General features: G+C 69.2%; 10 protein-coding genes and 1 pseudogene. 6 read left to right on the forward strand and 5 right to left on the reverse strand.

Features of this window, described 5'->3' with window-relative positions; translation table 11 throughout:
• Window positions 1–638: 638 nt before the first annotated feature.
• The 3 genes and pseudogenes from IU450_RS27670 to IU450_RS27680 form a co-directional block, all read left to right on the forward strand.
• Window positions 639–1,273: pseudogene (locus IU450_RS27670) on the forward strand (ferritin-like domain-containing protein); the annotation flags it as partial.
• Between the two features lie 611 nt (window positions 1,274–1,884).
• On the forward strand, window positions 1,885–2,343 hold the full coding sequence (locus tag IU450_RS27675) for a PhoU domain-containing protein (protein ID WP_195152682.1): 459 nt from the start codon (window positions 1,885–1,887) through the stop codon (window positions 2,341–2,343).
• Window positions 2,340–2,540 carry a hypothetical protein gene (locus IU450_RS27680; RefSeq protein ID WP_195152683.1) on the forward strand — a complete coding sequence of 67 codons (201 nt, stop codon included), beginning with the start codon at window positions 2,340–2,342 and terminating at the stop codon, window positions 2,538–2,540. The genes IU450_RS27675 and IU450_RS27680 overlap by 4 nt, the downstream gene beginning before the upstream one ends.
• A 454-nt stretch (window positions 2,541–2,994) precedes the next feature.
• Here IU450_RS27680 and IU450_RS41020 read toward each other — a convergent pair whose 3' ends face one another.
• Window positions 2,995–3,120, reverse strand: a complete 126-nt coding sequence (locus IU450_RS41020; RefSeq protein WP_324197853.1) for an aldolase/citrate lyase family protein — start codon at window positions 3,118–3,120, stop codon at window positions 2,995–2,997.
• Window positions 3,121–3,272: 152 nt separating this feature from the next.
• Complete coding sequence (locus tag IU450_RS27690) at window positions 3,273–4,013, reverse strand: TetR/AcrR family transcriptional regulator (RefSeq protein WP_228835237.1); 741 nt, start codon at window positions 4,011–4,013, stop codon at window positions 3,273–3,275.
• Between the two features lie 112 nt (window positions 4,014–4,125).
• Here IU450_RS27690 and IU450_RS27695 point away from each other — a divergent pair, with 112 nt between their 5' ends.
• Window positions 4,126–5,976 carry an ABC transporter ATP-binding protein gene (locus tag IU450_RS27695; protein WP_195152684.1) on the forward strand — a complete coding sequence of 617 codons (1,851 nt, stop codon included), beginning with the start codon at window positions 4,126–4,128 and terminating at the stop codon, window positions 5,974–5,976.
• Entirely contained in the window at window positions 5,973–7,718 is a 1,746-nt protein-coding gene (locus tag IU450_RS27700) for an ABC transporter ATP-binding protein (RefSeq protein ID WP_195152685.1), read from the forward strand. The genes IU450_RS27695 and IU450_RS27700 overlap by 4 nt, the downstream gene beginning before the upstream one ends.
• Window positions 7,719–7,794: 76 nt before the next feature.
• On the opposite strand, the gene IU450_RS27705 is transcribed toward IU450_RS27700, so the two are convergent.
• The 3 genes from IU450_RS27705 to IU450_RS27715 form a co-directional block, all read right to left on the reverse strand.
• A complete protein-coding gene (locus IU450_RS27705) occupies window positions 7,795–9,384 on the reverse strand; it encodes an NAD(P)/FAD-dependent oxidoreductase (protein WP_195152686.1) in 1,590 nt (529 codons plus the stop codon).
• Between the two features lie 69 nt (window positions 9,385–9,453).
• A complete protein-coding gene (locus tag IU450_RS27710; protein WP_195152687.1) occupies window positions 9,454–10,686 on the reverse strand; it encodes a cytochrome P450 family protein in 1,233 nt (410 codons plus the stop codon).
• A gap of 14 nt (window positions 10,687–10,700) precedes the next feature.
• Window positions 10,701–11,714 (reverse strand): methyltransferase, encoded by a 1,014-nt coding sequence (locus IU450_RS27715; RefSeq protein WP_195152688.1) that lies wholly within the window; start codon window positions 11,712–11,714, stop codon window positions 10,701–10,703.
• Window positions 11,715–11,894: 180 nt separating this feature from the next.
• On the opposite strand from IU450_RS27715, the gene IU450_RS27720 reads away from it, so the two are divergent.
• Complete coding sequence (locus tag IU450_RS27720) at window positions 11,895–21,617, forward strand: non-ribosomal peptide synthetase (RefSeq protein ID WP_228835238.1); 9,723 nt, start codon at window positions 11,895–11,897, stop codon at window positions 21,615–21,617.
• Window positions 21,618–21,619: the final 2 nt, after the last annotated feature.

Consider the following 21,619-nt stretch of genomic DNA (forward strand, 5'->3'; position numbering starts at 1 on the left):
CGCTACTGCGGGCCAACTCGATCGCGCGCTGACGGAACTCCGGCGGGTGTGCTGGTGGCATCCAGACTCCTTTCGGAGGCGAGTATCTCGCCTCACCATTGGTGTCCGGAAGACCGGGGCAACCTCAGACCTCTTGAACCTGAGCGGCCCGATCGGACGGGAGGTGCCTGCGGCGGCTCACCGCCCCCCGATCTCGACCCAGATACAGTCGATCATCACGCCCGCATGCACGCGATCGAGCAGGCGGGACTGCCGTTCGGCCAGCTCACCGGCCACGGCATCGGTGATCTTCGAGATCGTCTCCCGCGCGATGTCGGCGCGTGTATCTCGGCCAGATGCGCGCGGATCTCACCGGTCGTGAGTCCCTTGCATCGAGGCCGCACCCGTTGCCCCATACACCCGGTTCACGTCGGAATGCCTTTGGGTCGATCGGCCGAGGCAACTGAAAGTCGTGTTGGGGTACAGGCGAACACTGCACTCGCGGTATGGCCATGCGCCCGCTCCGGCAGTTGCGCTTCCGTCACGTGAGCACCGAAATGTTCACCGTGCGTTGGCCTGTCGGAGACGGCGAACCTGATCGTTCCGACCGCCGATATCACCGCGGCCGCCGGACGAACCGCGTAGACGGTCGTCAGATCGCACGAAGCGTAAAGGCCCTGGCCACCGCCGCGCAGCTACGCGAGGTGGTGGCGTTGGCAGATCGGTTGATCACCGCGCACTCGGCGACGGTGGACTGGCTGACCACCGTCCTGGCCGAGGACGCCCTCGGCGGGCCGGCCGCGCCGCGCCGCACCGCCTCGCAGGCAGCGGCCGGGACCGCGGTGAAGCTGTTCAACCTCCCGGTCTCCTGGTCGACTCGTGGGCTGGACCGGGCGCTGGACACCGTGCGCGCCACCCCGCCCGCGTTCGGCGGGCTGCTCGCCCAAGGCGCACGCGCGGGTGATGTCGCGGTCAAAACCCTCTCCGCGTCCCGCGACGCCGCGCTCGAGACCGCCGAGCAGGTCACCCGCCGCGAAGGCGCCGACACCGCCGCTGATGCGTTGCGTTCGATCCGCACCAGCACCGGTGTTCTGGAACCCGAGGAACTGCCGGTCGGTGACTACGACGAGTTGAACGTCTCCCAAGCCGTCGCCGCGGTCAAGGACCTCACCGACCCAGCCGACATCCGCGCGATCGTCGCCTACGAGGAAGCCACAAGAACCGCCACGGCGTGGTATCGGCCGCCCAGACCCGGCTCGCCGCGATCGCCCAAGAAGTCGCCGGCCTCACCTGAGCGGCTCCCGCCAGCGGCGAAGTCGTCAACACCACATCAACCCCGCGTCAGCGCCCTGAGCACGCACCCACACCGGTGCGTGCTGATGCGCGTTGGTGGGGATCCGCACCGGTATCGGAACTGCCGGGGCCGCATCGACATACCGGCACCGACGCACCAGGTGATGCCGCATGAAGGCCCGCCCTCTGAAGGGTTCGCTGTGGATTGAGCGGGCCTGCCATCACCGTGGTGTCGTGTGGATCACGGGTGTGCATCGGCGGTCGTGCCCATGGCTCTGCTTGCCGCGCATCGCCGCTGGGCGGTGGCCGTCCTCATGCGTACCCCGGGCGAGGAGAAAGTGCCCGAGACCGCGCAGGTAATAGGCGTTCCGGCCCGTGTGTGCCTGAAACCTCGGTTCACACATGTCTTTCGGCGTGTCAGGGGTAACAGGTGCTGCGCCGGTGGCGAATACCCGGGTGGGCACGATTCTTGGCCACCTCCGGTGGCCGGTGCCCTGTCTCGGATACGCGCGCTGCCGCCGAACCAAGCACACGATTCCCCCCTGCCGGCGGCAGCGCCACCGGCCGCGCCCGGCCCACACCGGCGAGGCGGATTCGCCGAGGATGGACAGAGTGCGGACCCGTTTCCACAACGACCTCTACGAGTTCGCCGCCGAACTGCAGGCGATGCGCCTGCGTGATCGCAGCGCCACCGCTGCGGCCACCCTCGCGCTGCTGGATGCCGATCTACAGCAGGCCGAACACGCCATCGACCTGTGCGACGATATCGCCACCGTCGGCCAGGAGCATGAGCACGCCGCGGTGCGGCTGCTGGCGTTGCACGCTCCGGTGGCCGGGGAACTGCAGCAGGTCCTCACCGCCGTGCAGATCGTCGGTGACCTCACCTGCATGGGTGCCCTCGCCGAGCACATTGCCGAGATCGCCCGCCGCCACCACCCCGAGCCCGCGGTACCGGACTCCGTGCGACCGATCCTCGCGCATGGGCTCGGCCGCGATCACGGGTGGCCACCAACGCCGCCGTGGTGCTGGCCACCCGATGCCACCCGCCGGCCGGCCAAGACGACACCATGAACGAGTTGCACCGCACCCTGCTGGCCGCCGTCATCGAGGACACCCGCGGCGAAACCATCGCCGCCGTGGTCGGTCTCGTGCTGTGGGCCGCTACGACGAACGTTTCGCCGACCACACCGTTCACATCGCCCACCGCACCCACTTCCGGACCACCGACCGACCCCACCCACTCGTCGAGCGAGCAGGACGACCGGTGAGCCCGCTCGCCTCCTACGGGTCATGCGCGGGCGGTCGCGATAATCGGCATCCGGTGCGGGGGTTCGTTCGCCCTCCACCCCCGGGCCCCCGCGAGGGGGCTTGTGTGGGACACGCACGGACGAGGAGGTCTGCCTCGTCCCTCACTCGGGCCGACACCAACCGGGCGCGCGGCACGGCGATGCCCGCGAAGGCACGCTTCACCGCGGCGACGACATCCGGGATACGTCTGCTGCCCGATCAGTCCCATCGAGGCCGCGGGGTCGATGGGACGACGAAAACACCGTCGACGCCGAGGGTTTCGGCGATCACGCGGGCGTTCGCCACGCCCTCGACGGTCTCGATCTGCACGAACACGGAAAAGTAAGCGGCATCATCGCGCAAATATCCGTCGACACGGTTCCATCGCGCTGATCGCGCGAGTGCGCTGCCCACACCGCGTACCCCCACAGGCGGTTACCGGGTCATCGCGGCGACCGCTTTCGCCTCCTCATGTGTCGAGATCATCGGCACGAGGATGTTCTGCGCGCCGAGGTCGAGCACCTGCTTGACGATCACCGCATCGCCGACCGGGACGCGCACGACCGGCGTCGACGAATAGCCCGAGACGGCGTTGGTTCTACCACCTGAAGCGGTCCCGCGGCCCTACTTCGTCGCGTCCAGCAGGGCTTGTCCGCCATAGGAACTGGAATGCCCCGCGGCGTAGGTGCTTGATCGGTAGATGTGTGAGCGAGTCAGTCTTCGGCGCCCGAACCAAGGTTGGCGACCAGCCCGTCGATGATGGCGCGGACAGCCTTGTCCGAATCGTAGTTGTCCACCAGTGAAGTCCACCGCGGCAGCAGGGCGGCGACCGAGGGAAAGTCGTCGCGCAGGTCGGGGGCGGCGGTTTCGGTCCAGTGCGGTGGTGGCTGGCCGCCGCGGGCGGCGGCGGAGCGTTCGGCTGCCGCTTTTCGGGCGCTCAGTTCGCCCAATGTAAAGCGCCACAACACCGCGTACATGGAGACAGCCTCCGCGTCGGTTGCGCCGAGCTCGGTTGCGGCGGTGACAAATTCGTCCATGATCCACAACGCGGCTCGGCCGTAGCTCTCGCCGGTGATGAGAATCTCCACCACCCAGGGGAGTCCGTGCAGGGTGTCGATGAGGTAGCCGACGAGGGCGGCCAGCCGGTCTCGCGGGTCGGTGGGGAGTTCCGGCTGGGGGAGTTGCTCGGAGCGGGCATCGAGAACGGCGAAGAGCAGCGCGCCCTTGGTGGGGAAGTGGTGGTAGATCGCGGCGGTGCTGACCCCCAGGCAGCCGGCGAGCCGACGCATGCTGAACGTCGCGGCGCCCTCGGCGATGAGCATTCGGTCGGTGGCGGCGAGAATCGTTTCGCGGTCGAGGCGAACCGGTCGGCCACGTCTGCGGGGCGCGGGATTCGGCACGGCGACCATTCTGCGGTCGGTGCCCTCGACGGAGGACGCCGGGTGTGATCCCATAATAAAAATACGCGATAGAAAAACGTCGTGTTATAGTGCCGAACAAGCGTAATGACAATCATTTTCATAGATCGGCTGGGGCTTCTCGTGGGTGATCGGCAGGAACGCGACAATGAGTGATACCGCGACATCGCTCCAGGTGGACGAGGTGGGACAGGCGCCACCGGCGGCGACTGCGGACGAGCCCGGGGTGACGCCGGGCAGCGCGCTGTTCCGAGTGACCGAGCCGGTGCGCGGACGGCTCGGCGCCTCCCTGGCGATCGCCGCCCTGGGCGGGGCGGCCGGGGTGACCGGTTTCGTGGGGCTGGCGCTGGCGCTAGGCGAGCTGTTCGGGGCCGATGCCGAGACCGGGACGGTGGTGGCCTTCCTGGTGCTGGCCGCCGCCGGGTTCCTCGTCCGGTTCGCCCTGCGCGCGTGGTCGTTCCTGCTCTCCCATCTGGCGTCCTTCGATCTCGAGCACCGCCTGCGCAGCGATCTCGCCACGCACCTCGGCCGGGTCCCGCTGGGCGAGGCGCAGCGCCTGGGCTCGGGAGCGGTGAAGAAGGTCGTCCAGGACGATGTCCGCGGTTTGCACATGGCGGTGGCCGACGCCGTGCCGCTCGCGGGGTTCACGATTGCCCAGCCCATCGCGGCGTTGATCGCGCTGGGGTTCGTCGATTGGCGGCTGTTGCTGGCGGTCGCGCTGTTCTTGCCGGTGGTGTTCGTCGGGATGCAGCTGACCCTGCGGGACTACGTCGAGACCCGCCGCCGCTACGACGAGGCCAACGAGGCGATCAATGCGGCAACGGTGGAGTTCGTGCAGGGCATGCCGGTGGTGCGAACCTTCGACGACGGCACCGTCTCGTTCCGACGCTTCGTCGACCGGGTCAAGCAGTTCAACGTCGCGACTACCAACTGGCAGAACAACAATCGCAGCGCGATGATCTTCGCCAACCTGACGGTCGCGCCGCTGCCCACCATCGTGATCGTGACTGCGGTGGGCATCTGGCTGACGTCGAGCGGGTCGATGTCGCCCGCGACGTTGATCGCCGCGATTCTCATCGGGACCCTTCCGGTGGAGTCGGTGGTGCCGCTGATGAATCTGTCCAACCTGATCAACGACTCCAAGGCCGGCGCCGCGCGAATCGTGGAGCTGCTCGACATCGAGCCGTTGCCGGAGCCGGAGAACCCGAAGGTTCCGGCCGACGGGTCGATCGAGTTTCGCTCCGTCCGATTCGGATACGCCGGAGCGGGCCGGGCCGCGCTGGACGGGGTGGATCTGACTGTGCCGAGCGGGACCGTGTGCGCGCTGGTCGGCCCGTCCGGATCGGGGAAATCGACGGTCGCGCGGTTGATTCCGCGGTTTTGGGACGTGGATTCCGGGCAGGTGCGGGTGGGCGGGGTCGACGTCCGTGAGATCGCCTCGGAGGAGCTGCTGCGGCACCTGGCGATGGTGTTCCAGGATCCGTTCCTGCTCTCCGACACCGTGGCCGAGAACATCCGCCTGGCCCGCCCCTCGGCCACCGACGAGGAGGTCGAAGCCGCTGCTCGGACGGCCCAGGCCCACGATTTCATCGTGACGGAGCTGCCCCAGGGCTACGCCACACCGGTCGGTGAGCGGGGCGCGCGGTTGTCCGGCGGGCAGCGGCAGCGGATCACCATCGCCCGGGCGCTGCTCGCGGACGCGCCGATCGTGATCCTAGACGAGGCGACCTCGTTTGCCGACCCGGAAAACGAGGCGGCGATCCAGGACGCGATCGCCGCGCTCACCCGGGGCCGCACTGTCCTGGTGATCGCACATCGCCTCTCCACGATCATCGACGCCGACCGGATCGTGGTGCTGGAATCCGGTCGGGTGTCCGAAACGGGTACGCACACCGAGCTGCTCGCTTCCGGCGGCCGTTACGCCCAACTCTGGGAACACCATCAGCGGGCCCGGGGATGGGGCCTGGGCAGCACGACCGAGGAGGCCACGAACCGATGAGCAGGATTCTGCGGCTCATGCTGCTCGCCGCCGGCGACTACCGGGACGAGTTCCGCCGCACGCTGTGGTGCGCGCTGCTCGGTTCGATCATGCAGGCGGCCGCGTACGCCACTCTGATCCCTATTCTGTACGAGTTGAGCCAGCCGGAGGTGGACACCACCGCCGCATGGACCTGGTTCGCAGTTCTGGTCGCCTGCTGGGTGATTCAGGCCGCGTTCCACTACGGGCAGCTGCGGTTCGAGTTCGGCAGGTGGGCCGATGTGCTCGCCGCTACCCGGCTGCGCCTGGGCGATAAGCTGCGGACCATGCCGCAGGCCGAGCTCGAGCGCCGAGCCGCTGGCGATCTCACCACGGTGATGGGGAGCAATGTCGCCAACGCGACGATGGGCTCGTCCGGAATGGCGCTGTTGTTCATCCAGATGGTGACGGTGCCGGTGATCATCGCGGTGATCATTCTCGCGGTCGACTGGCGGCTGGGCTTGGTGCTGGCGGTGGCGCTGCCGTTCGCGGTGCTGTTCGTCCGGCGGATCCAGCAGATCACCGGAGCGGGCGCGCGTCGGACCGACGCGGCCGACGCCGCGGCCGCGAGTCGGGTGGTCGAGTACGTCCAGGGGCTGCCGGTGCTGCGGGCCACCGGACAAATTGGCAGTTCGTCGCGGCGCCTGGTGGAAACCCTCGAAGAGCAGAACGAGGCCATGTCGGCCATGCAGAAGCGGCTGACCTGGCCCGGCCTGCTGGCCTCCAGCGTCGTCCAGCTGTGTCTGGTGGCGATGGTGGCCGTCGGCGCGGCGCTAGTGCTCGATCTGGACATGTCGGCGGCGTTGCTGATCGCCGTGGTGGCCGCGGCAGTCCGATTCGCCGAGCCCATGTCGACCATGGCCAATCTCTCGGCGATCTTCGAAGTCATCGACTCGGCGTTGGAACGCGTCGGGGAGGTGCTGGACGCCCCGGCGCTCCCGGTCCGCGACTCGGAGGTGCGGATCACCGGTTACGACCTCGAATTCGAGGCTGTGCACTTCAGCTACGCCGAGGGCGCCCCGGTGCTGCGTGGGCTGTCCTTCACCGCGCCCGCGCGCTCGCTCACCGCACTGGTGGGTCCGTCCGGATCGGGCAAGACGACGGTGACCAAGTTGCTCACCCGGTACGCGGATCCGGACGCGGGCAGTGTCCGGATCGGCGGGCTCGATCTGCGCGATCTGGACCCGGTGGAGATCTACCGCAACATTGCGGTGGTCTTCCAGGACGTGTATCTGTTCGATGACACGATCCGGGCCAACATCGCGATGGCCGCGCCGGACGCCACTCAGGCGGAGATCGAGGCCGCGGCCAGGGCGGCCAATGTGCACACCTTCGTCGAACGGCTGCCGCACGGCTACGACACCAGGGTCGGCGAGATCGGCGGCGCGCTGTCCGGCGGGGAACGCCAGCGCATCTCGATCGCCCGGGCGATCCTGAAGAACGCGCCGATCGTCCTCCTGGACGAACCGACCGCCGCGCTGGATACCGAGAGCGAGGTCTACGTGCAGGAGGCCATCGACGCGCTGGTCGCGGAGAAGACCGTGGTCGTGATCGCGCATCGGCTCTCCACCGTGGTGGCGGCGGATCAGATTTTGGTGCTGGAGGACGGCCGGGTGTCCGAGCGCGGCACCCATGATGAGTTGCTGGCGCAGCAGGGCCGCTACAGCGCGATGTGGGCCGCGCAGACCAGAGCTCGGCACTGGCGGGTCACCGCGTCGGCATAGTCCGGGGTATCCCGCGCAAATGCCCTCGGGGCCCGGAGCTCCGGGCCCCGAGGGCATTTGCGGCTTCGCGAAGCGGTCAGGTGAAGGCCTCGCTGATCCAGCGCGGTGCTCCGGCGCGCGTCCACTGCATGAACTGCATTGCCGTGTCCTGGCTGATGTCGACGTACTTGAGCTCCGGCTTGCCGTGCGGCAGGTAGTCGGGGAAGAACTGTTCCCGGTTGATCCGCTCGATGATCGCCTCCGCGGCCGCCGCTGGTTTCGTTTCCCCGCGGTCGACGGATTCGCAGGTTTCGCGCGCGAAGGTCAGCAGGCCCCGGACTGCCCGGGCCAGCGCCGAGTCGGCGCGCTCCAGCTTCCGGAACACCTGATCGTCTCGGGTGGAGAAGTACCGCGACAGGGAGTGCTCGAGGGCGGCGTCGGAGTAGAAGCTGTATGTGTGCCAGACGCGAAAAATCGCGTCCCACAGCGCGTAGTCGCGGAAACCCACGTACGACGAGTAGGCCAGGTCGTCGTGCACGTCGAACATCCGCTGCTGCAGCGCGTCGAGCCCGGCGAAGCGGGCGGCCGACCAGTCGTCGGCGCGGGCCGCCTCGATGATGCGCCAGGCGAGGGCGTTCACGGTCTGGAAGGAGTTCGCGAGACCGCGGGAGAACAGCGCGTCGATCGCGCCGGCGGACTGCGCGGTCAGGCAGAAGCGGTCGCCCACGGTGTCGGAGGCGGAGTACTGCAAACGCCCGGTGCTCACCCACGGCCGGACCGCGGACGCGTTCCGGAACTGCTTCGCGATGGCCGGGAACCGGTCGAGGAAGGCGCGGAACTCCTGCTCCGGGCCGGGGCGGTCGTCGAAGACCGCGTCCCCGGTGAGAGTGAGGCCCACACTGCACAGCGGGTTCATCGACGCGTCGTTGTTGTCGAACGGGATCACCCAGAGCCAGCCGCCGTCGAAGACGTGGTGCAGGGTGCCGTTGTGCCACTGGGTCGGCGGGTTGTACGCAACCGGCGCGATATCGTCGAAGGGCTGCACACCGATCATGTGGGTGAACAGGGAACGGGAGTGCGTGCGCGCCCGGGTGGGTTGCTCCCGGAGCCCGAACCGCTCGGCCAGTACCGAGCGGAACCCGGTGGCATCGACCAGATACTTGGCGGTGAACGACTCACCCGCCGCCGAACGGAGCACGGCCCCGTGTGCCGGGTCGAGGTCGATCTCGTCGATCCGGGTGTTCATGCGGGCGGTGGCGCCGTAACGCACGGCGAGGTGGTACACGTGCGCGTCGATGTCCTGGCGGAACCAGTGCGCTTCGGCGCGGCGGTACTCGGAGCCGAGGACGACCTGGTTGGCCCGCTGCGGGTCGTACGCCCGGCCCTCCTCGTGGTAGACGAATCCGAAGTTCTGTTTCTGCCCGCAGGTCTTGGTCACCTTCTCGGCAGTGTCCTGAAAGGTGGCCAGCGCGGCGAGCTCGGGGACGTCGTAGCGCTCGGCCAGGACGCGCATCGTGGTGGTCGCGTGCGGGATGGTGGATTCGCCGACCACGAAGCGCGGATGCACGCCCGCGTCGATGAGCAGGACCGACAGGTTGTGGCGCGCGAGGATCGTCGCCAGCGTGCTACCCGCGATCCCGGCGCCGAGAATGGCGACGTCGTACTGGGCGGCGGTCGGGATTGTCATGGTGGAACTCCTTGTGCTGATGGTGCTGTCGCTCCGGCTCCGCGAACGGCGCTCGGCGCGGTGTTCGGGTCAGGGACGGACCGGCAGCCGGCGCAGACCGCGCAGCCCCATACCGGGACGCCAGCGCAATTCGGCCGGGTCAACGGCGGTGCGCAGTCCGGGCCAGCGCGCGATCAGCGTGGTCAGTGCGATCGCGACTTCCGTGCGGGCGAGGGCGGCGCCCATGCAGTTGTGGATGCCGTGGCTGAACCCGAGGTGCGGCCGGGGCTTGCGGTGGATGTCGAAGCGGTGCGGATCGGGGACATGGGCCGGGTCGCGGTTGGCGGCGGCGGTGAACACCAGCACCCGGTCGCCTCGATCGATGCGCTGCCCGCCGAGTTCCAGCGGGGCGAGCGCGAGGCGCATCGTCGCCGACTCCACCGGTCCCCAGAAGCGCATTGTCTCCTCCACGGCGGGGCCGGCGAGCTCGGGATCGTCGCACAGCGCCGCCCACTGGTCCGGGTGGGTGCGCAGGGACAGCACGGCGCTGGCGATCAAGCTGGCCGAGGTCTCGAAACCCGCGGCCACGAGCAGGCCGATCATGGACTGCAATTCGCCGTCGGACAGCGTGTTCTTGCCGGATTCCGGGTGCATCAACCTGCTGATCAGGTCATCGCCCGGGCTATCCCGTTTGAGGACGACCAGATCGCGGGTGTAGGCGTCGAGTTGCTCGCGCAGCGCTGGGTCCGGCCCGGAGAGCGGGGTGGAGGCGGTCGCGGCCCGGACGGCGAGGTCGTGCAGGCCCGCGTGCCACGCTTCGGGGAAGCCGAGAATTTCGCCGAGCACGGTCAGCGACAGCGGGTAGGCGTAGGTGTGCAGCAGATCCACGGTGCCGCCCTGGTCGCGTGCCGCCTGCTCCGCCGTGTCCAGCAGCCGTTCGGCATGCCGGACCACCGCGGGGCGCAACGCGGTGACCGATCGGGGCGTGAACGCCTGCTGTGCGGCCCGCCGCAACCGGGTGTGTTCCGGCGGGTCGGACAACAGCATGTTGTTCGGTGGCTCAGTGAGCCCCGCTCGCGCTCTGGCCGCCAGCTGCGCGGGGGTGAGCAGCGCGCGCGGATTGTTCGCGAGCCGACTGTCGCGCAGCGCCGCTTCGGCTGCCGCGTAGCCGGTGATCATCCAGAATCCCCGGCCCGGCTGCTCCGGCAGTTCGGCGAAGACGATCGGTGACCGCGCCCGCAGGTCGTCGTAGATGGTGTGGGCGCGGTCGTGGAAGTCGTCGGACAGCAGGTCGACCACGATCGGCCGGGACTTGTGGAGCATCGGTGGCATTCCGTTCAGACCGGCATGGCCTCGATCAGTGAGTACGAGGTGGGGAAGATGGTCGGATGCACCGCGATGACCGCGAATCCGGCTTTGCGGCAGAGTGCTTCGTATTCGTCCCGGGTCCGTTCCTGGCCGCCCATGTTCACCAGCATGCTGATGTCGGTGAGATACGGGGCCGGGTCCGCGGTGTCGACCACGTCGGGCAGCACGGATTCCACGATGAGCAGCCGGCCGTCGGTCGGCACCGCCTTGTGGCAGCGCTCGAGAATGGTGACGCAGCGGTCGTCGTCCCAGTCGTGCAGGATGTTCTTGAGCACGTACAGGTCTCCGCCTTCGGGCACTGCGAAGAAGAAGTCGCCGGCTTCGATGCGGCAGCGGTCGGCGACGCCGGCCGTGCTCAGCGTCGCAGCGGCCTCGGCCACCCCGCTCGGCGAGTCGAAGACGACGCCGCGCACACCGCGTGCACCGCGCAGGATCTGCGTGAGCAGGGTGCCGTCACCGCCGCCGACATCGATGATGGTGCGGTGCCGGGTGAAGTCGTAGCTCACCGGAACAAGCTGCGCGATGGGCAGGCTCACCTGGCGCATCGTCGCGTTGAACCGCTCCGACAGCTCCGGGCGGGTGGCGAGGAAGCTGAAGAAGTCGGTGCCGTACAGCCTTTCGAAGGTCGGCTGACCGGTGCGCACCGCCTGCTCGGTCAGCTTCCAGGAATCCAGTAGCGCCGGGTCGGTGAACAGCAGCACCGCCGCCGCCTGGGAATCGGGCCGATCGGTGCGCAGCGGAATCCCGGCCTCGCCCAGCCGGAAGGTGCCGGGGCGGGTCTCCACGACGATCTCCAGAGCGGCCAGCGCCCGGAGCAACCGGGCCAGCGCACCGGGGTGAGTGTCGGTGCGGGCGGCTAGTTCTCGGTAGCCGAGTTCGTCGTCACCCAGGTGATCGGCGAGCCCCAGGCGGGCGGCGGTACCGACGACTTGGGAGCAGATCGTTCCGAACATCATGTTCATGAGTCGCTGATGAGCTGCCATGCCTACTTCCTGTACCGCATCAAAGTTGTTCGCCACCTGCCTGTTTCGCATTCCCGCACAGAAAAGGTCGCTTGACCTGATCGGTGCGGCACCGTAGATTGTAGCAATAGTGAAAATGATTTTCGTTTATAATTGGGGAATGTGATGCCGGAAAAGCTCCGTTTACTGGCCGTAAGCTCGATGGCAGAGGGGGACGGAGCCGATGGTCTGCGGCGAGATATCGCCGAGCTGACCGGGATTCCGGCGGGCGAGCTGACCGACGATGCGAATTTGCTCGATCTCGGGCTCGACTCGGTGACCACCATGCGGATCTCGGGGCTGATGCGGCGCGTGGGCAAGCGGGTAGAGTTCCGCGACCTGGTGCGAAACCCGACGCTCGGCGCTTGGCGAAAATTGCTGCGCGAGAGCGATCCTGCCGCCGAAGCATCCGGCGTCGCGGAACCGGCCGGTGAACTCTCGGAGTCGTTCCCCCTGGCGGTGATGCAGCATGCCTTCTGGATCGGGCGCACCCCCGCACAGGAACTCGGCGGCGTGGCCGCGCACTTCTACAGCGAGTTCGACCACGAGGGCGGGCTCGAACCGGACCGGCTGGAGCGTGCGATGCGCGCCCTGATCGCGCGGCACCCGATGCTTCGGGTGACGATCGACGCCGCCGGGTTGCAGCGGGTGGCCGAGCGTGGCTCCTGGCCCGGGCTCGTGGTCCACGATCTGCGCGAGGTGCCTGAGCCCGAATGTGCGCAGCGCCTGGCCGCGATCAGGGACACCTGCTCACATCGGGCCATGGATGTCGCGGCGGGGGAACTCATCGATCTCCAGCTCTCGCTGCTGCCCGGCGGCCGGAGCCGAATGCACCTCGATCTGGACATGATCGCCGGGGATGCACTGAGCCTGCGCAATCTCCTCGCCGACCTGACCGTGCTGTACGAGGATGGCCCCGGTGCGCTGCCCGGCCTGGAGTACGCCTACGGCCGGTATCTCGCCGACCGCAACCGGACTCGAGCCACCGCCCGCGAACAGGCGCGGGCCTGGTGGCAGGCCCAGCTGCCGACTCTGCCCGAGGCCCCGCAACTTCCGCTGCTGACCTCGGAGGAAGCGAGCGGTGGCGCACGAGTCGATCGGCGCAGCCACTGGCTCTCGCCGGAGCGGGCGGCGCGGCTGCGGGGGCGAGCGCAACGCGCGGGGCTGACCACCGCCGGTGTACTGGCTACGGTCTTCGCGGAGACCATCGGGGCCTGGAGCAGCACCGACCGATTCCTGCTCAACATGCCCGCTTTCGACCGGGAACCCCTGCACGATGATGTCGACCGCCTCGTCGGCGACTTCTCCAGCTCGGTACTACTCGATGTGGACCTGTCGGCCCCCATGACGGTCGCCGAGCGGGGCCGCGCGCTCACCGATCGCCTGCGGGAGGTGCTGGGTTACGCCGTCTACACCGGTGTGGAGGTGCTGCGCGACCTGAGCCGGGCCGGCGGGGGTGGCCGGGTCCTGGCGCCAGTGGTCTACACCAGCGCGCTGAGCCTGGGCGAGCTGTACGCGCCAGAGGTGCGGCGATGTCTGGGCGAACCGTGCTGGACCATCTCGCAGGGGCCGCAGGTCTGGCTCGATGCGCAGGTCACCGAATTCGACGGCGGCATCCTGCTCAACTGGGACGCGCGGGTCTCGCTGTTCCCACCCGGCCTGCTGGACAGCATGTTCGCCGCCTACGTGCACCTCGTCGAGCTGCTGCTGGACGACGACGGCGCATGGGATCGCGCCGCACCGTGGCCGGTGACCGTCCGCCGATACGACGAGATCGTCGCCGCGCCGGCCGCTCCGCTGCACCAGCGGTTCTTCGCGCGGGCCGCCGCCGAACCGGACCGTCCCGCGCTGCTTGCCGACGACGCCGCGATCTCCTACGGCGAGCTCTCCGAGCGGGCCCGACGTCTGGCACGGCTGTTGCGGGACAGAGGAATCGGCCGGGGCGACACCGTGGCCATCACCCTGCCCAAGGGGGTGGATCAGATCGTGGCGGTGCTGGGTGTGCTCGCCACCGGGGCGACCTACGTCCCCTCGGGTGTCGATCTGCCGCTCGCCCGACGCGAACAGGTCTACCGAACCGCGGGGGCCCGGCTGGTCGTCACCGACCGGGACACCGCGAGCGCGCCGGCGTGGTCCGAGGACATCGAAGCGGTCTTTCTCCAGCAAGCCCGCACCGTCGCCCCGCTGTCGGGCATCGTGGAGGTCGATCCCGAGGACGTGATGTACGTCATCTTCACCTCCGGCTCCACCGGCACGCCCAAGGGCGTCGAGGTTCCGCACCGGGCTGTCGCCGCGACCGTCGACGCGGTGAACGACCGGTTCGGCATCGGCGCGGACGATCGCACGATCGCCCTGTCCGCGTTGGACTTCGACCTCTCCGCGTACGACCTGTTCGCGTTCCTGGGCTTCGGCGGCTCGGTGGTCGTGGTGGCCGAGCCGCAGCGCCGGGACGCCGCCGCCTGGGCCGAGCTGATCCGCCGCTGGGAGGTGACCGTCGTCAGCGCCGTCCCGGCGCTGCTGGACATGCTGCTGACTGCCGCCGCCGGCACCGGGCTGGGCGCCGCGCTGCGGGTGGTGATGCTCGGCGGCGACCGGGTCACCCTCGATCTGCCCGACCGGCTGCGCCGGCTGGTGCCCGGCTGCCGGTTCGCCGGCCTCGGCGGCATGACCGAGGCCGCCATCCACGCCACCGTCTGCGAGGTCGAGACCGTCGATCCCAGCTGGTCGAGCGTGCCGTACGGGGTACCGCTCCCGCACGCCGCCTGCCGAGTGGTCGGCACCCGCGGCCGAGACTGCCCGGAGTGGGCGTCCGGCGAATTGTGGGTCACCGGAGCCGGTTTGGCGCACGGCTACCGGGACGATCCGGAGCGCACCGCCGACAGGTTCGTCGAGCGCGACGGGCTCCGGTGGTACCGGACCGGCGACCTGGTGCGCTACCGGACGGGCGGGATGCTGGAGTTTCTCGGCCGCGTCGACCACCAGGTCAAGATCCGCGGCCATCGGATCGAGCTCGGCGAGATCGAGGCCGTGCTGGCCGAGCATCCACGGGTCTCCGCCGCGGCTGCCGCCGTGCTCGAGCACCCTACCCGGTCCCTCGGCGCCGTCGTCGTCGGTGCGGGCGACGACGCTCTTCCCGACCAGGCTCTGCGGGCTTGGCTCGGCGAGCGGTTGCCCATGTACATGATTCCCCGGCGCTTCGTTCGTCGCGCAGAACTTCCGATCACGCGCAACGGCAAGATCGACCGCGATGCCGTGCTCGCTGCGCTCGTCGCCGCCGGTGACGAGCGCAGCGAAGCCGGATCCGCACCGCTGGACGGTCTGGAGCGGATCGTGGCCGATGCCTGGGCAGCGGTCCTCGGCGTCGCAGAGATCCGGCGCGACGACGACTTCTTCGCGCTCGGCGGGGACAGCCTGCTGGCTACCCGCCTGATCCGGCGCCTACTCGCCGACGGGGTGACCGGTGCCGCTCTGGCGCACCTGTTCACCACCCCCACCCTCGCCGCGTTCGCCTCGGCGCTGGCCTTCGGCGCCGCGACCGAGCTCCCGGAGATCGTCGCCGATCCCGAGCACCGCCACGATCCGTTCCCGCTGACCGACATCCAGGTGGCGTACTGGCTGGGGCGGTCGGACGATTTCGCTCTCGGCGGTATCGGTGCGCACCTGTACCTCGAATACGACTGGCCCGATGTCGATCCGGCCCGGGTGGAGGCCGCGTGGAACCGGGTGGTCGAGCGGCATCCGATGCTGCGCGCGGTGATCGAACCGGACGGCACGCAGCGGGTGCTCGGCGAGGTGCCCGCGTATCGGGTTCCCGTGGTCCAGGGGGCCGTCTCAGCGGTCCGGGACGGCATCTCCGACAACCTCCGCGATGCCGCGAGCTGGCCGCTGTTCGACATCCGTATCGTTCGGGACGGCGAGAGCACGAAGGTTTGCGCTGCGTTCGACACGCTGATCGCCGACGGCCTGAGTGTCCTGGTGCTGCTGTCGGAGTGGACGCGACTGTACGCGGAGCCCGATCTCGCGCTCCCTGTGCCGGAGCTGGAGTTCCGGGATTACGTGCTGGGTTGTGCCCCGTCGGATTCGGAGGTGGCGGCGGGGCTGGCGTATTGGCGGGAGCGGTTGGCGGAGCTGCCGCCGGGTCCGCAGTTACCGCTGCGGGTGTTGCCCGCGGTGGTGGAGCGTCCGCGTTTCACGCGGCGGGAGGTACGGCTCGACCCGGGAATCTGGAGCGGGATCGTTGCTCGTGCGCGGGGTCTGGGTGTGACGCCGAGTGTGGTGCTGCTGGCCTGTTACACCTGGGTTCTCGGGCAGTGGAGCGCGCATCGTGAACTGACGGTGACGTTGACCCGGTTCGATCGCCGGGACGTGCATCCGGACATCATGCGGGTGGTGGGTGATTTCAGCTCGCTGCTGCTGGTCGCGGATCGCCCGGGGGCGGGAGAGAGCTGGCTGGGCCGGGTCCGGCGGTTGCAGGAACAATTGTGGAGCGACCTGGACCATCAGCAGGTGTCGGCGGTGCGGGTGCTGCGCGAGCTGGGCCGGGAGAGCGAACTCGCCGCCGAGCCGGTGCCGGTGGTGTTCACCTCGATGTTGGGGGTGGACGACGAGCTGGCGCGGTCGGTGCGGTGGCCGGATTTCACGCGGACGCAGACGCCGCAGGTGTGGCTGGATCATCAGGTGATCGAGTTGCCGGACGGGCTTGTGCTGAGCTGGGATTCGGTGGACGAGCTATTTTCCGTGGGGCTGGTCGATGAAATGTTCGACGCCTATCACCAGCTGTTGCTGGAGCTGGGTGATCGGGACTGGGACCGGCCGCTGGAAGCGGTGTTGCCGCCCGTCCAGCGGGCGATCCGCGACCAGGTCAACGACACCGCCGGGCCGTTGGCCGATCGAACCGGCAGCGGTCTGCTGCATTCGGCGATGTTCGAGATCGCCGCGACCGATCCCGGCCGGACCGCGATCATCGACGGCGACACCACAGTGAGTTTCGGCGAACTCGCCGAGCGCAGCCGCCGGATCGCGGCGTTGCTGGCCGAGCGTGGGGTGCGACCGGGAGACGCCGTGGCGGTGTGCGCGGCCAGGGGTGCGGGCCTGGTGGCGGCGTTGTACGGGGTGCTGGCCGTGGGGGCGGCGTATGTGCCGGTCGCGGTGGACCAGCCGGAGCAGCGGCGGGCCGCGATCCTGGAACAGGCCGCCATCGCCGCCGTGCTCACCGACGACACCAGCCGATTCGCCACAGTGCCCGGCGCGGAATCACGCGCTCCATCCGTGCCGGTCGTGGACATCGCGGATGCGGGTCGGCACGACCCCGCCGCGCTCCATCCGGGGAGCGGCTCCGATCTCGCGTACGTGATCTTCACCTCCGGTAGCACCGGGGTGCCGAAGGGCGTGGAGGTCGAGCACCGGCACGTCGTGAACACCCTCGACGATCTGCGGGAGCGTTACCGGCTCGGTGCCGGCGATCGGGTGCTGGCCGTGGCCGCCGTGGATTTCGATCTGTCGGTGTTCGACCTGTTCGGGGTGCTGGGTGCCGGTGGCAGTGCGGTGATCGTCGCCGATGAGGATCGGCGTGATCCGGACCGCTGGCTGGAGCTGGTGCGTGAGCACGGCGTGACGGTGTGGAACACGGTGCCCGCGATGCTGGACATGCTGCTCACCGTCGCCGAGACCGGCCCCGATCTGCTCCCGTCGCTACGCCTCGCTCTGCTGTCCGGGGATTGGGTGGGGCTCGATCTGCCCGGCCGATTGGCGGCCCGATCCGGGGGCTGTCGTTTCGTCGCCTTGGGCGGTGCGACGGAGGCGGCGATCTGGTCGAACTTCTTCGAGGTGGACTCGGTGGATCCGGCGTGGACCTCGATCCCGTACGGGCGTCCGTTGCGCAATCAGCGTTTCCGGGTCGTCGACGAGGACGGCGCGGACCGTCCCGACTGGGTGCCGGGTGAGTTGCTGATCGGCGGTGCGGGAGTCGCACGAGGGTACCGGGGTAGGCCGGACCTGACGACGGCGTCGTTCTTCGAGTCCGAGGGTGTCCGGTGGTATCGGACCGGTGATCTGGGCCGGTATCGCGCCGATGGTGTGCTGGAGTTTCTGGGGCGGGCGGATCGTCAGGTCAAGATTCGTGGGCATCGGGTGGAACTGGGGGAGATCGAACAGGCCGTCGCGGCGCATCCGGGGGTGCGGCGGGCCTTCGTGCTGGCGATCGGACAGCGGGCGAGTGCGCGACTGGTCGCCTTCGCCGAGCCGGGTTTGCCGGAGGGTCTCGCTGAGTTCGTGGCCGAGCGGATTCCTCCCGGGTGGGCGCCGGAGTTGATTGCGCTGCCTGATCCGCCGTTGACCGGTAACGGCAAGATCGACCACGCCGCTCTGGTGCGCCGCGCCGAAACAGCGACGGCGACAGCAAGTGCCGGGGCGGACGAACCGATTCGTCCCGGGTTGGAGAACCGGATAGCGCAGCTGTGGCAGGACGTGCTCGGCGGCGACCGCCCCGACCGGACCACGAACTTCTTCGGCGCGGGCGGGGACTCGCTGTCGGCGACCCGCCTGGTGAGCCGCCTCGCCCGGGAACTCGGACTCACCGTGCGGCTGCGCGAATTCTTCCTCGACCCGACCATCGCCGGACTCGCGCGCACCCGAACCGATACCGGTCTCGCCGAGCCGTCGACGCAGCCGCCGAGCGCGCCCGCAGCCCCGGCGCTGACCGCCGACCCCGCGCACCTGCACGATCCGTTCCCGCTGACCGACATCCAGGTGGCGTACTGGCTGGGCCGCTCGGCCGACTTCGATCTCGGCGGTATCGGAGCGCAGCTCTACTTCGAATACGACTGGCCGGGCCTGGATGTCGAGCGGTTGCAGGCGTCCTGGAATCGGGTGATTCAGCGGCACGCCATGCTGCGGGCCGTCATCGACGCCGACGGCAGGCAGCGGGTGCTGCCCGGCACCCCGGAATATCGGATCGAGGTCGTCGAGACCGGTGGCGATTTCGATTCCGCTGCTGCGGCGATGCGAGACGACATGGCGAGCGGCGCCCTGGATGCCGCCACCGGACCGCTGTTCGCCGTACGAGTCCTGCGCGCCGCCGACCGAGCCCGGCTGTGCGTCGCCTTCGACAGCCTGGTCATCGACGGCCTGAGCGCCCTGGTGGTGATCTCCGATTGGTTCCGGTGGTACGCGGAACCCACCGTGACATCGGAGCCACTGGCCATCGAGTTCCGGGACTACGTGCTGGGTTGTGCCCCGTCGGATTCGGAGGTGGCGGCGGGGCTGGCGTATTGGCGGGAGCGGTTGGCGGAGCTGCCGCCGGGTCCGCAGTTACCGCTGCGGATGTTGCCCGCGATGATCGAGCGACCGCGGTTCACCCGCCGGGAGGTGTGGCTGGATCCTGATGTCTGGCAGGGGATCATCCGGCGCGCGCGGGGTCTGGGTGTGACGCCCAGTGTGGTGCTGCTGGCGTGTTATACATGGGTGCTCGGTGCGTGGAGTGCGCAGCGTGAGCTGACGGTGACCTTGACCCGTTTCGATCGCCGGGACGTGCACCCCGACATCATGCGGGTGGTTGGTGATTTCAGTTCGCTGCTGCTGGTGGCGGATCGCCCGGAAGCACATGAGAGTTGGGCCGGGCGCGCTCGACGGTTGCAGGAGCAGTTGTGGAGCGACCTGGATCACCAGCAGGTGTCGGCGGTGCGGGTGCTGCGCGAACTCGCCCGCGACAGCGCGGTGCCCGCCGAGCCGGTGCCGGTGGTGTTCACCTCGATGTTGGGGGTGGACGACGAGCTGGCGCGGTCGGTGCGGTGGCCGGATTTCACGCGGACGCAGACGCCACAGGTGTGGCTGGATCATCAGGTGATCGAGTTGCCGGACGGGCTTGTGCTGAGCTGGGATTCGGTGGACGAGCTGTTCCCGGACGGGCTGGTCGATGAAATGTTCGACGCCTATCACCAGCTGTTGCTGGAGCTGGGGGAGCTGGATTGGGACCGGCCGCTGGAGGTGGTGTTGCCGCCCGTCCAGCGCGCGGTCCGCGACCAGGTCAACGACACCGCCGGGCCGTTGGCCGATCGAGCCGGCAGCGGTCTGCTGCATTCGGCGATGTTCGAGGTCGCCGCCGCTGATCCGGGTCGCACGGCGCTCGTCGTCGGCGATGCCACCGTGTCGTTCGGCGAGCTCGCCGTCGAGAGCCGCCGGATCGCGGCGTTGCTGGCCGAGCGTGGGGTGCGGCCCTGTGATGCGGTGGCGGTGTGCGCGGCCAGGGGAGCCACGCTGGTGGCGGCACTGTACGGGGTGCTGGCCGTGGGGGCGGCGTATGTGCCGGTCGCGGTGGACCAGCCGGAGCGGCGGCGGGCCGCGATCTTGGAACAGGCCGGCGTCGCCGCCGTCCTCACCGACGACACCAGCCGATTCGCCCCGAGAGCGGGGCTGGTTGCCGCGGCCGGTGGCGCCCCCGGGGCGGACGACGCGGGTCGGCGCACCGAAGGGCGAGCCGACGCCGTGCCGGTGGTGGCGATCGCGGATGCGGGCCGGCACGATCCCGCGCCGCTGCATCCGGTATCCGAAACCGACCTCGCCTACGTGATCTTCACCTCCGGTAGCACCGGGGTGCCGAAGGGCGTGGAGGTCGAGCACCGGCACGTCGTGAACACCCTCGACGATCTGCGGGAGCGTTACCGGCTCGGTGCCGGCGATCGGGTGCTGGCCGTGGCCGCCGTGGATTTCGATCTGTCGGTGTTCGACCTGTTCGGAGTGCTCGGTGCCGGTGGCAGCGCGGTGATCGTCGCCGATGAGGATCGGCGTGATCCGGACCGCTGGCTGACCCTGGTACGCGAACACGGTGTGACGGTGTGGAACACGGTGCCCGCGATGCTGGACATGTTGCTCACGGTGGCGGAGAGCGGACCCGATCCGATCGAGTCGCTGCGGCTGGTACTGGTGTCGGGGGATTGGGTCGGCCTGGATCTGCCCGGCCGATTGGCGGCCCGATCCGGGGGCTGTCGTTTCGTCGCCTTGGGCGGTGCGACGGAGGCGGCGATCTGGTCGAACTTCTTCGAGGTGGACTCGGTGGATCCGGCGTGGACCTCGATCCCGTACGGGCGTCCGTTGCGCAATCAGCGTTTCCGGGTCGTCGACGAGGACGGCGCGGACCGTCCCGACTGGGTGCCGGGTGAGTTGCTGATCGGCGGTGCGGGAGTCGCACGAGGGTACCGGGGTAGGCCGGACCTGACGACGGCGTCGTTCTTCGAGTCCGAGGGTGTCCGGTGGTATCGGACCGGTGATCTGGGCCGGTATCGCGCCGATGGTGTGCTGGAGTTTCTGGGGCGGGCGGATCGTCAGGTCAAGATTCGTGGGCATCGGGTGGAGCTGGGGGAGATCGAACAGGCCGTCGCGGCGCATCCGGGGGTGCGGCGGGCCTTCGCGCTGGCGGTCGGGAAGCGGGCGAGTGCGCGACTGGTCGCCTTCGCCGAGCCGGAGGTACCCGGCGACATGGCGCGTTTCCTCGCCGACCGCATCCCCGCCGCCTGGATGCCCGAGCTGATTCCCCTGCCGCACCCACCACTGACCGGCAACGGCAAAGTGGACCACGCCGCACTGGTCCGGCAAGCCGAAGCAGCAACTCACACAACTGTTTCCACGATCGGTGAGCCGATTCGTCCCGGTCTGGAGACGCGGATAGCGCAGATCTGGGCCGACCTGCTCGGCGCCGCTCCGGCCGACCGGCACGCGAGCTTCTTCGGCGCGGGCGGCGACTCGCTGTCGGCCACCCGCCTCGTCGGCCGTCTCGCCCGGGAACTCGGCATCGCCGTGACCCTGCGCGAATTCTTCACCGATCCGACCATCGCCGGACTCGGCGACAACCAACCGCACAACGCGCTCGAACTCGAAGAAGGTGCTCTGTGAAC

This window comes from Nocardia abscessus, assembly GCF_015477775.1.
Lineage (GTDB): Bacteria > Actinomycetota > Actinomycetes > Mycobacteriales > Mycobacteriaceae > Nocardia > Nocardia abscessus_A.

What these genes read in the sequence shown, in the direction of transcription:
- IU450_RS27680 (WP_195152683.1), top strand. Translation starts at nt 2,340, where the DNA reads ATGAACGAGTTGCACCGCACCCTGCTGGCCGCCGTCATCGAGGACACC.
- IU450_RS27690 (WP_228835237.1), bottom strand. Translation starts at nt 4,013, where the DNA reads ATGGGATCACACCCGGCGTCCTCCGTCGAGGGCACCGACCGCAGAATG.
- IU450_RS27695 (WP_195152684.1), top strand. Translation starts at nt 4,126, where the DNA reads ATGAGTGATACCGCGACATCGCTCCAGGTGGACGAGGTGGGACAGGCG.
- IU450_RS27700 (WP_195152685.1), top strand. Translation starts at nt 5,973, where the DNA reads ATGAGCAGGATTCTGCGGCTCATGCTGCTCGCCGCCGGCGACTACCGG.
- IU450_RS27705 (WP_195152686.1), bottom strand. Translation starts at nt 9,384, where the DNA reads ATGACAATCCCGACCGCCGCCCAGTACGACGTCGCCATTCTCGGCGCC.
- IU450_RS27710 (WP_195152687.1), bottom strand. Translation starts at nt 10,686, where the DNA reads ATGCTCCACAAGTCCCGGCCGATCGTGGTCGACCTGCTGTCCGACGAC.
- IU450_RS27715 (WP_195152688.1), bottom strand. Translation starts at nt 11,714, where the DNA reads ATGGCAGCTCATCAGCGACTCATGAACATGATGTTCGGAACGATCTGC.
- IU450_RS27720 (WP_228835238.1), top strand. Translation starts at nt 11,895, where the DNA reads ATGGCAGAGGGGGACGGAGCCGATGGTCTGCGGCGAGATATCGCCGAG.